The following is a 12,700-nucleotide window of genomic DNA, read 5'->3' as shown; positions in this document are numbered from 1 at the left end:
CCCTAAGTGCATTAACCAGCACCTATAAAATCGCCGGAAGAAATTCTTCCGGCGATTTATATTGTAGCAAAATCTGATATTTATTCAAATATTCTGGGATCGTCACTGATAACGCCATCTATCCCCATATCTTTTAGTTCTTTTAATCTTTCTCTGGTATTTACGGTCCATGGGATTACTTTCATACCCAATGCATGACATTCCTTTATCAATTGTGCTGTTACAAGAGTATGTTCAGGGCTGTAAATCGTAGGAGTAAAACTCAGGAATTTCATATCTCCTGCTACTCCATTCAGATGATCGGGATACATCTTAAATTTTTCCAGAGGAATATTTTTAAAATAAGCCTGCTGCTGAGTCCGTTTTTTATCATCTACCATTTCTACAAGCAAAGCAGTCTTGATTTCAGGATATTCTTTATGAATTATTTCCAGCGTTCGGGGATCAAAAGACTGGATAATTACTCTATCCTGTATTTTCTTTTCAACAATAATCTTCATCATCAGATCAACAAATTCTCTAGGCTCCGGATGAAATATATTGTCTGAGAAAGGACGCGTTTTTGTTTCTATATTATAATAAGGTAACGGTCTTTTCAATTCACGGGCGTATGCTTCACAGGCATCTATTACGTCTGAAAAAAGAGGTTTCTGAGCCTTCATTTTCTTTTGATCAGGATATCTGTCAAGCTTTTTTAAGCCTACATCAAAGGTTTTAATCTTCGCATAAGGCATTTCATAAATTTTGTAATAAAAACCTGAATCTTTGGGAATATAAGTTCCATCCGGTTTTGTAACCAGTTCCGGTGAAAGAAACGCATCATGGGAAAGTATTACCTTCTTGTCTTTTGTGATGGCCAGATCCATTTCCAATGTAGTCACATTCATTTGTAAAGCATTTTTCATGGCCGGGATTGTATTTTCCGGAAAAAGAGATTTTCCTCCGCGGTGAGCCTGCTTATCGAAAGATTGTGAAAAGTAAAATTGAGCCACCAGCAGAAAAACACCGGTTAAAAATATATTTTTCATATCCTGAAGTTTTAATCTGATAAAATTAAAACTCCGCTGTATACTGTATAATAAGGGAATATTAAGCTTTTACTACATTTTATAAAGCAAAAGAACCAGGTTGATACCCGGTTCTTTTTATTATTTCATTAAAGAGATTAATTGAATAAATCTGTTTCTTCTCCTTTTCCTACAGGATATTCTTCTGTAAAGCATCCAAAGCAGTGATTAGCAGATCCTAAAATTTCTTTTAGGTTATCTATGCTCAAAAACTCTAAAGAATCTACCCCAAGGTAGTTTTTAAGCTCTTCTGTAGACATATTTGCAGAGATCAGATCATCTTTGGACGGTGTATCAATTCCAAGGTAACAAGGAGCAATAATTGGCGGAGAAACACTTCTGAAATGAATCTCTTTTACTCCTGCGTCTTTTAGGATCTTAACCAGTCTTTTTGATGTTGTTCCACGCACAATAGAATCATCAATGATCACGACTCTTTTATCTTTCATCTCAGAGATAATCGGGTTCAGTTTAAGGTTCACTACCCTTTCTCTCATTTCCTGTGTAGGAACGATGAAACTTCTTCCGATATATCTGTTTTTGATCAGAACCGGGCGGAAAGGGATTCCGGAAGCCTTTGAAAAACCAATGGCAGCAGGAACTCCAGAATCCGGAACTCCAATTACCAAATCCGCTTCTACAGGAGCCTGTTCCCAGATTTTTTCACCGGATTTTTCTCTGATCTCATATACATTGATGTTTTCAAGCGTAGAGTCAGGTCTTGCAAAATAGATATATTCAAAAGAGCAGATTCTCTGCTTTCCTTTCGTCTCATCCATCATATAAGAATGAAGTTTTCCAGGCTCGTTTTCATTGGTATAAATGATTTCACCGGGAAGGATATCACGTACATACTGTGCTCCCACAGCATCTAAGGCAACAGATTCCGAAGCTACAACATACGATTTCTCATCAATAGCTCCCAACACCAGCGGGCGGATACCATTGAAGTCTCTGAATGCAAAGAATTTGTTTCTCGTCATTCCAACTACAGAATAAGCACCTTCAATCTTTTCCATGGTTGCTTTGATAGCTCCGCGAAGACCTAAATCAAGGTTTTTCTGGATGAGTCTCAGGATAACTTCAGAATCGGAAGTCGCTCTGAAAACAACGCCTTCAGCTTCCAGTTCTGCTTTTAATTCTTTTGCATTGGTAAGGTTACCATTGTGTGCTATAGAAAGTATAATCTGGTCATATTCGTTTTTTGCGAAAAATGGCTGAAAATTATATTTCTTTTTATCTCCTGCAGTGGTATAACGGGTATGACCAATTGCAGAATTTCCCATAAAAGTTTCAGGTTCGTGAATGTCTTTATAAACATCCAAAACAAGTCCTTCGTCTTTCATATTTGTGATTTTCCCTTCTTTCAGGACGGAAATACCACAGGCTTCCTGGCCTCTGTGCTGCAAAGCAAAAAGCCCGAACTGCGAAAGAGAGAATGTATCCAGATCACTATCCGAATACAATCCGAAGATCCCACACTCTTCATTAGGAGCATCCAGTCTTTCCTCTTCCTGAGTTCTGAAAAGATTTCTTCCGTAAGTCTGGGTTTCAAACTGTTTTAAATATTCACTTTTATGAATGTCTAAACTTTTCATTTCTATTTTTTCTAAATTAAAAGATTAAAAAATTTAATGATTAAAAAGATTACAGCCTGTTTAATTTTTAAATGGTTTAATCTTTAAATAAATTAAATCTTATTTCTGTAAAAGATTTTTAAGACGGTTGTAGATTTCAACATAAGCCTCAGTAACTTCTCCCAGGTCTCTTCTGAATCTGTCTTTGTCTAATTTCTTCATGGTATCTTTATCCCAAAGTCTGCAGGTATCAGGAGAGATCTCATCAGCTAAGATGATTTCACCGTCTGAAGTTTTTCCTAATTCGATTTTGAAATCTACCAGAATGATATTGATTTTGTCAAACAGTTCGATAAGAATGTCATTGATATCTGAAGACAGCTCATACATTTCGTCAAGCTCTTCATAAGTAGCTGCTCCTAAGAAAACGGCATGGTGATCGTTGATAAGCGGATCTCCCAGCTCATCTTTTTTATAGCAGATATCGAAGATGGTTACCGGAGATTTAATTCCTTCTTCCACTCCTAATCTTTGTGCCATGCTTCCTGCAGAATAGTTTCTTACAACCATTTCCAAAGGAATGATAGAAACTTTTCTTACCAGCTGCTCTCTTTCGTCTAGTTTTTTGATGAAATGAGTTTTAATCCCTTTTTCATTCAAGTACTCAAAAATAAGGGTAGTGATGGCATTGTTCATTTCCCCTTTAAGGTCTACCTGACCTCTTTTTTGAGCGTTAAATGCTGTAGCATCGTCTTTGAAACGTACTACTACTTCATCAGGATTATCGGTTGCAAATACTTGTTTTGCTTTCCCCTCGTACAACATTTCTTTCTTTTGACTCATAATTTTACTTTCTAAATTGTAGTTAGATTTATTGATTTATTTTATTATTATTCCTGTTAAGACAGCCAGTCCAAAACTCAGCAGTGTACCAATCAGTACATACTCTGTGAGCTTTCTCTGTTTTGCCTGTGCAAGGTCGCTGAACCTGAAAACAGATTTGGCAGCCACCATGAAACCTACGCCTTCCCAGTGGTTCACCATGATAAAAGTGAAGACCATAAGACGTTCTAAAATTCCGATATATTTTCCGGCACTTGATAAAGATTCGGTTTGAATAGTGTTTGGGCCATCCGGAGCGGGTGTCCATGATGACAATAAAATTTTGATAAAAACAGAAGCAGGGGTTGTAAGAAACAATGCCGCCATGATTATCTTTAAAAATTCCTGATTCTGTAAAAATCCGAAACTGAATTCCTGGAAATAAAAAGAAATTCCGCCAATCACTAAAATATGCAGCAGCTGGTCAATAAAAAACCATCTTTTCTTAGTTTTTACATTTTGAAATGTAAGCTTGGCTGCATCAATAATAAAGTGAGTAAATCCTACCAGAACGGCTACCCACCAAAGCTGAAGATCCCAAAGGAAAATAAAGCTTAAAGCAGTGTGTATCAGAACGTGAAGGTATAAATACTTACTTTTCAGTTTATAGTTCTCCTTATCTGCAACCCATGAATTTGGCTGAAGTGTAAAATCTCCGAGTAGATGTGCCAATATGAGTTTGATGAAGATCATGCTTATAGTTCTGAGATTTTCTTTCTGAAATACTGATTGGTTTCCACGATGAGCTCATAGTTGGCTCGCTTCAGTCTCTGGCTTACCGAAGACTGTGAAATGGCAAATCTCTTGGCAAGATCTTCCTGGGTGATATCCTGGTTCATGATCATTTCATGAATAATCTCTGCTGTAGCCATGGTCCAGTTGTCAAAATCCTTGGACGACCATTTCAACAGAATATTAAGATCTCTGTCTACAGAATCACTGGATGTTTTAATAGCAACGGTATGTCCGTCACTTTTAAGATCATTCAGCAGTCTTCCGGAATTCACGTAAGCAGTACCATTAGATTCAGTAATTTTCTCAGAAGAGAAACTTTCTTCACCAATACCGATGGCCATTCTTACATCTAAATTTTCAACACTTTTAATAAGAGATTTTATGGCTAGAAATCGCCAGAAAACGTCATCAATCCTGCATTTGAACTGAAACTCATCACCTCTGTAGATTTCCCATGTGTGAGGAGCGCTTCCCCATTTTTCGAGAAGATGTTTAAGCCTGGTAATCCAAACTTCAGTGTCCGCATGCTGTGAATTTATAATATCACCGGTAATGACCGCTATCATACTGCAAATATAAGCATAATTACTTATATATAAAAAATATAAGCAGAAACCCTTATAGATATTGATTATTAGCGAATCTGCTTATATCGATGATGCAGTAAACATAAGGTTTTTAAGGCGTTACATCAAATCTAAAAATTGGGAAAAAGCAAAAAAATAAGTGAAATCTTTACAGTTACATTTACTTTAACTCTACTTTTTTCAAGTTTTTTTAACGAGAAGCTTATTCCTGCTATCCGCTCATACTCCTCGCTCCTGCCTATCCCACGCTCTTTACCCCTCCAGCTCTCCCACTTACGCTCCGGGGTAACCGCTGCTATCAGGGCTAAAAGAATCAGTGTGAGCAAAGTGAAACGATCTTATCAATTTCCTTTATGTATTACTAAAAATAAACCTAACAGGTTTTAAAAACCTGTTAGGTTTAATAGCATTTAAATCTGATTTCATTTACTTTTTAATAAACTGATGTGCCTTTTCATCAAGCTTTAAGAAGTAAATTCCAGTTGGAATATCTTGTACAGCAATATCTTTCTTATATCTGAAAGGATCTTTTTCGGTATAAATCACTTTTCCTGAAAGATCTATGATCCAGGCCGTTTTTATTTTGTCAGTTTCTCCGGTTACATAAAGATGATCATCAACCGGATTGGGATAGACGGTAAATTCATTATGATCAGCAAACAATTCTGAGGTTGACAGTGTGCCGAGATTCTGACAGTAATTGGATGGATAAGAATCCCATTCGCTGATAGTAAATGTGCTGGTAGGCTGGTTGATGGTATTCTTTCTGTATAAAGATACATTACCGTTATTATTAATGGTGTATTTTACCCCGATAGCATCTACCGTAACTGTTTTATTATAAGCAAGCTCTACATAATTTTCCCCTGCAAACATCATGGGATCAGATGCTGTTACAAATTTTGCCTGATCAGGAGTGTAGCATGACAGGGTTCCTTTTGGATTCAGAATAACAAAAGTTTCATTGTTTCCTACTTTCCCTTCCAACTCATAGGTATCACCATTATAGATCGCTCCGGTGTTTGTATTTTTGAACTGGATGTTGATCCTGTAATTATTCAGATTAACCTCATGTCCTGTTTTATTAACAATTTCAAGTGCATTATTCTTAATGAATTCTGTATTCGTTCCGGAAATATATTTGGTGATCATAAGATCCGGTGCATAGGTATCCGAAGCAATGGTTGAAGCTGTAACAGTATTACTGAAAGGCGATTCCAGATATCCTTTATCAAAAGCTTTCACCGTAAAAGTGTAAGTTGTTGACGGGCTCAGATGATCTATGCTGACAGATGTTCCTTTTGTAACCGCAACAGGCGTCGTTGATCCATTCATATACACCCGATATCCTAAAACATCCGTATCAGGAGAAGCAGTCCAGCTCAGATTGATAAAATGAGCATTCTGCTGTGTAGAAGCCAGTGATCCCGGTGCTGCAGGAGGAATATTGTCGGGAGTTTCGGACCAGATCATATCAATCCATTCAGGATGGTCAATAAATGGATTTCTGTTCTTTTGTAGCGTATATATGGTGTTATTCCTGTCAATTTCTCTTTGGGAGACAGGATCCATTGCACTCCACTGCTTAAGCATGGCCACATATGGAAGGTCGATAGCCCTTTCTTCCGTTCCGTCAAGCGGGCACTGATCAGTTGCAGGAGTAAGATTAGCTGATGTAGTATAAGCTGTATTGAATGAGCCCAATTTCCCTTCATATCTTACAGCAAAATACAACAAACTCCTTGCAATATCTCCCTTGAATTCATTAATAGGCTCATAAACTCTTCCTGTATAGGGATAATTGGGGATTGCTGCATTTGATATCCTCGAAGTATTGCTGAAAATATAATGGTTGGTAGTATTGCCAACTCCATAAGGATAATTACTCCTCCTCTGATTGATATAGGCATCAACAGGAATAATAAAGTTCAGATCGGAATACATCGGGTAATCACTGATTGATGAGCTTGTACTGAAGGTGCTTTGAGGCATCATATGCTCTCTGTTGTAGCCCATTCCTTCCACACTGGCACCCGCAATGATCTGGTCCACTGTATATTCATAAGAATCAGGCCCTGAAGGAATCTCAGAATAGATATCCAACAGGTATTGAGTATTGGAAGCGTCATGATCATAATATTTGTCAAGATCAGTCTGCCCATACAATACTTTAAGATCATCATAATGCCAGTTAATCATTTTTTCCGAAATGATATCATGAAGTTTTGATTTCAGGACATACCCCGTTAATCCGGCAGTACCGTCATAATATCCGGCAGGAGCCTGTGCAGAAATATAAGAGGAAATTAAAATAACAGGAAGTAGAATTTTTTTCATACCGTAAAATTGGGCAACTAAAATAGTGAAATTAAAAATTCAGGAAACTCAATATTTGATTAAGAAAATATTAATTCTCACACATAAAAAACTGAAAACTAAGAGCATTGCCCCTGATAAAATAATTTGTTTTGGCATTCCATCAATTTGGTTATCTTTGGGAACTAACTATTATTATATGAATACTGAGACTATTGACAACATTAAAATGATAGCGGAGACGGCTAGAGAATTTGCAGAAAAGAACATCAGACCGAATATTATGGAATGGGATGAAAGCCAGACTTTTCCAAAAGACTTATTCCACCAACTAGGTGAGATGGGCTTTATGGGAATCGTAGTTCCTGAACAATATGGAGGTTCCGGATTAGGTTATCACGAATATGTTGCTATTCTGGACGAAATTTCTCAGGTTGATCCCTCTATTGGTCTTTCTGTAGCAGCACACAATTCACTTTGCACCAATCATATCTATGAATTTGGAAATGAAGAACAGAGACATAAATGGCTTCCTCAGCTGGCTTCCGGAAAAGTAATCGGAGCCTGGGGACTTACAGAACACAATACGGGTTCAGATTCAGGAGGGATGTCTACTACCGCTGTAAGAGACGGTGACGAGTGGATCATCAACGGAGCTAAAAATTTCATTACACACGCTATTTCGGGAGATATTGCCGTAGTAATGACGAGAACAGGAGAAAAAGGAGCTAAAAATAATTCTACAGCCTTTGTTTTAGAAAAAGGTATGCCCGGATTTACTTCAGGAAAAAAAGAAAATAAACTGGGAATGCGTGCTTCCGAAACAGCAGAACTGATCTTTGATAATGTACGTGTACCGGATTCTCACCGCTTAGGTGAAGTAGGTGAAGGTTTCAAACAGGCTATGAAAGTTTTGGACGGAGGTAGAATTTCTATTGCCGCATTAAGCTTAGGTACCGCAAGAGGAGCTTACAAAGCGGCTTTGAAATACGCAAAAGAGAGACATCAGTTTGGAAAACCAATTGCAGACTTCCAGGCTATCAACTTTATGCTGGCTGATATGGCTACAGAAATTGATGCTGCTGAACTTCTTATCCAAAGAGCTTCTACTCTTAAGAATGCAAAACAAAAAATGACAAAAGAAGGAGCTATGGCAAAATTATATGCTTCTGAAGCTTGCGTAAGAATCTCTAATAATGCTGTCCAGATCTTCGGAGGCTACGGATACACAAAAGACTTCCCTGCTGAGAAGTTCTACAGAGACTCTAAGCTTTGCACCATTGGTGAAGGTACTTCTGAGATCCAGAGACTGGTAATTGGAAGAGATATCACGAAATAATTTCAAATCCCGATACAAATGATTAAACAGGCACTTTTAGGTGAGTTTCTGCATGAAGCCGAAAACACCAGAAAAATTTTACAGGCAATCCCTGACAGCGCACTAGACTGGAAACCGTCTGAAAAAAACTGGACCACCGGTCAGCTGGCTTCCCACATTGCAGAAGTATACAACTGGTATGAGCCCACTTTCAATCAGGATATTTTTGATATGGGCGCTTACAGGTATGATAAAGGAGATATTTCCAGAGTGGAAAATATCCTTGCAAAATTTGAAGAAAATGTTGCCAATGCACAGAAAGCTCTTGAAAACTCTGACGAAAATACCTATTTCAACGAGTGGAAAATGGAAATGGACGGAAATGTACTTTTCCCTCCTATGCCCAAAGTTCAGGTGATAAGAGCTTTTCTTTATAACCATTTGTACCATCACAGAGGTGAACTGGTTGTTTATTTAAGATCAACCGGAAATAAAGTTCCCGGACTTTATGGACCCACCGCTGATGATAAAATGTAATTAAAAATTGAATAAATAGAAAAAGCTGTTTCAAAATGAAACAGCTTTTTTTTCAATAAAATATAATGTAGTAAATCAATTTTCAACAAATTCAATTAAACTGATATTGCTATAAAAATTGAATAATCATCAATATATATTGTCTCATTTTAATAAATTAATAAATAAAACACATTTATATGAATTAAAATTCAATTTATCGTTTTCGCTTTTCTTTTATTAATGAGCTTTTTCAATTATATATAATGTATCGCATAATATATTATATTAAAAGTCTAAATTTTCCTTAAAAAATTTTGTTTTCCATAATATATTTTTTATTAGCTTTGATATTCCACAATCAAATTTAATATTTAATATGAAAAAACAATTAACGCTGATTGGAATGCTCCTTGTTTCGGGTATTTCTTTCGCACAGACTGACCGTCTTTGGACTGAAGGTTCCAGAAAAGCTTCATCAGAGATCTTTGAAAACAAAAACAGCATCAACAATCCAAAGGTTTACAACCTGGACATTAACGGATTGAAAAATGCTCTGGCAAAAGCTCCCAAAAGACTGGCTGCAGGCGAAAAATCAGAACTCATTATTTCTTTTCCGAATTCTGAAGGTAGAATGGAAAATTTCAAAGTGAGGGAGAATTCCAATTTTGCCCCTGAGTTGGCAGCAAAATATCCGGATATCAAGTCTTATGTAGGACAAGGTCTGGATGATCCTAATTCCACAGTCTATTTCAGTGTTTCTCCACTCGGACTGTCATCAATGGAAATTTACGGCGATAAATCAGCTGTATTCATTGAGCCATACACAAAAGACCTTTCCTCCTACGTTGTGTACAGAAAATCTGATAAAAAGGATGATCTTAACAAATTTGAATGTACAGTAGTAGAAGCCGCACAGAAAGGAGTTTCAAATTCCTCACTCGCAGCAAGACCTAATGCGGACGATGCCAAGCTGAGAACATTCAGACTTGCACTTTCCTGTACAGGTGAATACACTACGTACTTTGGAGGTACCAAAGCACAGGCCCTGGCTGCAATGAACAATACGATGACCCGTGTAAACGGTGTTTTTGAAAAAGATTTTGCAGCAAGAATGGTTCTTATCGCCAACAATGACTCTGTAATTTACACCAACGCTTCTACCGATCCTTATTCTGCAGCTTCAGGAATGAGCAACTGGAATTCTCAGTTACAAAGTACTCTAACCTCTGTCATTGGTGAAGCAAATTACGATATCGGACACCTGTTCGGTGCTTCAGGTGGCGGTGGAAATGCGGGATGTATCGGCTGTATCTGTACAAACGGATCAAAAGGAAGCGGATACACTTCTCCGGCAGATGCTATTCCTTCAGGAGATAATTTTGACATCGACTATGTAGCTCACGAGATGGGACATCAGTTTGGTGGTAATCACACGTTCTCCATGAGCAACGAAGGTACAGGTGCTAATATGGAACCGGGATCAGGATCAACCATCATGGGATATGCAGGAATTACAAGCCAGGATATCCAGCCTCATTCCGATGCATTCTTCCATGCGATAAGCATTCAGCAGATTACCAATAATATTAAAGCTAAAACCTGTTCTGTCAATACCAATACAGGAAACTCAATTCCTACTGCCAACGCAGGTTTAGACTATACTATTCCAAAAGGAACTCCGTTTGTACTGACAGGTACCGGAACGGATGCCGACGGAGATTCTTTAACATATATCTGGGAACAGATGGACAACGCCTCTTCTTCTCAGACAGGAGCAAGTTCGGCAGCTAGTGCAACAAAAGCTTCAGGACCTAACTTCAGATCATGGACTCCAACAACAGTACCTGTAAGATATTTCCCACGAATGGCTTCTATCCTGACAGGTGCAACCACAACAGCGGGCTCTGAAATCACTGTAGAGGCGCTTTCTTCTGTTGCAAGAACATTAAACTTCAGATTTACCGTTCGTGACAACAAAGCAGGAGGTTCAGGAAATAATTCTGATGATGCTGTTATCACAGTTAATTCCACTGCAGGACCATTCCTGGTAACTTCACAAAACTCTGCTACAACATATGCCGGAGGAAGTTCCCAAACTGTAACCTGGGATGTGGCAGGAACTACTGCAAACGGAGTAAATACAGCCAATGTAGATATCTTATGGTCAACAGATAGTGGAAATACATGGACTACACTGTTGGCAGGAACTCCGAATGACGGCTCACAGGCTGTAACGATTCCTAATGCGAATACAACTACAGGAAGAATTATGGTAAAAGGATCAAACCACATTTTCTTTGATGTCAACAATGCCAATATTTCTGTAAATGCAGGTTCCGGAACTCCTGATACCGTTGCTCCTACAGCTCCTACCCTTGCTGCTTCAGGAACAACTTCTACAACAACCAACCTTTCATGGTCTGGTGCTACAGATAATGTAGGGGTTACAGGATATGATGTATATCAGGGGGCTTCATTAATCGGTTCAACTGCTTCTACAACGTATACCGTAACAGGACTTACTCCTTCAACAACCTACTCTTTCTCAGTGAAAGCAAAAGATGCAGCAGGAAATGCTTCTGTTTCCAGTAATACAGTAAGCATTACCACTCTTTCAGGCGGAACGGTTACTTACTGTTCTTCTTCAGCATCCAATACAGCTGATGAAAGAATCGGAAATGTAACATTCGGATCTATTAATAATACTTCTACAGGAACTGCAGGTTATGAAAACTTTACTTCAATTTCTACGAATGTTACAAGAGGAAATGCCTATACAATTTCCATCACTCCGGTTTGGACCTCTACAAAATATAGCGAAGCATACGCTGTTTATATTGATTACAACGGTGACGGAGACTTTACAGACAGTGGAGAACTGGCATGGACAAAAGCAGGTTCTACAACCAGCCCGGTAACAGGATCTATCACAATTCCATCTACAGCAACTGTTGGTTCTACAAGAATGAGAGTAATGATGAAATACAGCTCTATCCCTACATCATCTTGTGAAGCATTTACTTATGGGCAGGTTGAGGATTACACGCTTAACATTGTATCTTCAGGAAAAGGAGATATTCAGAATACCAAAGATCTGATCACAGATGTGAAGCTTTATCCAAACCCTGTAAGAGATATCCTTTACATTTCCAATACAGCTTCAGAAGATTATAAAATCTTCGATATGGGTGGAAAACTAATTGACTCAGGAAAACTTCAGAGAGGTTCTGTAAACGTAAGCAATCTTATCAAAGGTGCTTATATGATTCAAATCGGAGAATCCTCTAAGAGATTTATTAAAAATTAATAACTTTAAAATTAAACGATGTGAAAAAAACTGCCCTTTACGGGGCAGTTTTATTTTTTTATGTAAAATATTACATGAAAAACATTTATAACTGTTATTAACTTTACATAATCATTTTATTTAAAATAAAAAATCACCAATATTTGAGTTTTTTGATTTAAATTTATCAAATAATATTCTATTGTACTGTTTACCCAGTTTGTATTTAAGGGAGCTCCGAAACTGTTTTTAACATTTAACACTGTTGCTTCTTTTGACTCTGTTTTGGGATCATTTAGTACTTGAACAATTCCGGTTCTTAAATCCAGTTATATTGACTGCAAAGTATTACCACTTTCACCTTAGCATTTCCACTTAAGGCATATGTAAAGAAATAATGTTTCAAAAAGGGA

At 37.6% G+C, this 12,700-nt stretch carries 9 protein-coding genes; 3 read left to right on the top strand and 6 right to left on the bottom strand.

What is annotated here, in order from left to right; genetic code table 11:
• Window positions 1-80: 80 nt before the first annotated feature.
• The 6 genes from EL165_RS02905 to EL165_RS02880 form a co-directional block, all read right to left on the bottom strand.
• On the bottom strand, window positions 81-1,028 hold the full coding sequence (locus EL165_RS02905; RefSeq protein ID WP_002979626.1) for a glycerophosphodiester phosphodiesterase family protein: 948 nt from the start codon (window positions 1,026-1,028) through the stop codon (window positions 81-83).
• Window positions 1,029-1,165: 137 nt separating this feature from the next.
• A complete protein-coding gene (gene purF / locus EL165_RS02900) occupies window positions 1,166-2,665 on the bottom strand; it encodes an amidophosphoribosyltransferase (protein ID WP_002979627.1) in 1,500 nt (499 codons plus the stop codon).
• Window positions 2,666-2,764: 99 nt separating this feature from the next.
• Window positions 2,765-3,487 (bottom strand): phosphoribosylaminoimidazolesuccinocarboxamide synthase, encoded by a 723-nt coding sequence (gene purC, locus EL165_RS02895; protein ID WP_002979628.1) that lies wholly within the window; start codon window positions 3,485-3,487, stop codon window positions 2,765-2,767.
• A gap of 36 nt (window positions 3,488-3,523) precedes the next feature.
• Window positions 3,524-4,219 (bottom strand): DUF3307 domain-containing protein, encoded by a 696-nt coding sequence (locus EL165_RS02890; RefSeq protein WP_002979629.1) that lies wholly within the window; start codon window positions 4,217-4,219, stop codon window positions 3,524-3,526.
• Window positions 4,220-4,221: 2 nt separating this feature from the next.
• Window positions 4,222-4,827 (bottom strand): SatD family protein, encoded by a 606-nt coding sequence (locus EL165_RS02885; RefSeq protein ID WP_002979630.1) that lies wholly within the window; start codon window positions 4,825-4,827, stop codon window positions 4,222-4,224.
• A gap of 447 nt (window positions 4,828-5,274) precedes the next feature.
• Window positions 5,275-7,185 carry an endonuclease gene (locus tag EL165_RS02880; protein ID WP_002979632.1) on the bottom strand — a complete coding sequence of 637 codons (1,911 nt, stop codon included), beginning with the start codon at window positions 7,183-7,185 and terminating at the stop codon, window positions 5,275-5,277.
• Between the two features lie 178 nt (window positions 7,186-7,363).
• Here EL165_RS02880 and EL165_RS02875 point away from each other — a divergent pair, with 178 nt between their 5' ends.
• The 3 genes from EL165_RS02875 (at window position 7,364) to EL165_RS02865 (ending at window position 12,308) form a co-directional block, all read left to right on the top strand.
• Window positions 7,364-8,503 (top strand): acyl-CoA dehydrogenase family protein, encoded by a 1,140-nt coding sequence (locus EL165_RS02875; RefSeq protein WP_041461782.1) that lies wholly within the window; start codon window positions 7,364-7,366, stop codon window positions 8,501-8,503.
• Between the two features lie 18 nt (window positions 8,504-8,521).
• The gene (locus tag EL165_RS02870; RefSeq protein WP_002979634.1) at window positions 8,522-9,019 is read left to right on the top strand and encodes a DinB family protein; all 498 of its coding nucleotides are present in this window, start codon (window positions 8,522-8,524) and stop codon (window positions 9,017-9,019) included.
• Between the two features lie 358 nt (window positions 9,020-9,377).
• The gene (locus EL165_RS02865) at window positions 9,378-12,308 is read left to right on the top strand and encodes a reprolysin-like metallopeptidase (protein ID WP_002979635.1); all 2,931 of its coding nucleotides are present in this window, start codon (window positions 9,378-9,380) and stop codon (window positions 12,306-12,308) included.
• The last annotated feature ends 392 nt before the right edge of the window (window positions 12,309-12,700 follow it).

It is taken from the genome of Chryseobacterium gleum (genome assembly GCF_900636535.1).
Lineage (GTDB): Bacteria > Bacteroidota > Bacteroidia > Flavobacteriales > Weeksellaceae > Chryseobacterium > Chryseobacterium gleum.
Note: the sequence above shows the minus strand (reverse complement) of the source record. Positions and strands in the feature narration are given on the sequence as shown.

What these genes read in the sequence shown, in the direction of transcription:
- EL165_RS02865 (WP_002979635.1), top strand. Translation starts at nt 9,378, where the DNA reads ATGAAAAAACAATTAACGCTGATTGGAATGCTCCTTGTTTCGGGTATT.
- purF (WP_002979627.1), bottom strand. Translation starts at nt 2,665, where the DNA reads ATGAAAAGTTTAGACATTCATAAAAGTGAATATTTAAAACAGTTTGAA.
- EL165_RS02880 (WP_002979632.1), bottom strand. Translation starts at nt 7,185, where the DNA reads ATGAAAAAAATTCTACTTCCTGTTATTTTAATTTCCTCTTATATTTCT.
- purC (WP_002979628.1), bottom strand. Translation starts at nt 3,487, where the DNA reads ATGAGTCAAAAGAAAGAAATGTTGTACGAGGGGAAAGCAAAACAAGTA.
- EL165_RS02875 (WP_041461782.1), top strand. Translation starts at nt 7,364, where the DNA reads ATGAATACTGAGACTATTGACAACATTAAAATGATAGCGGAGACGGCT.
- EL165_RS02885 (WP_002979630.1), bottom strand. Translation starts at nt 4,827, where the DNA reads ATGATAGCGGTCATTACCGGTGATATTATAAATTCACAGCATGCGGAC.
- EL165_RS02890 (WP_002979629.1), bottom strand. Translation starts at nt 4,219, where the DNA reads ATGATCTTCATCAAACTCATATTGGCACATCTACTCGGAGATTTTACA.
- EL165_RS02870 (WP_002979634.1), top strand. Translation starts at nt 8,522, where the DNA reads ATGATTAAACAGGCACTTTTAGGTGAGTTTCTGCATGAAGCCGAAAAC.
- EL165_RS02905 (WP_002979626.1), bottom strand. Translation starts at nt 1,028, where the DNA reads ATGAAAAATATATTTTTAACCGGTGTTTTTCTGCTGGTGGCTCAATTT.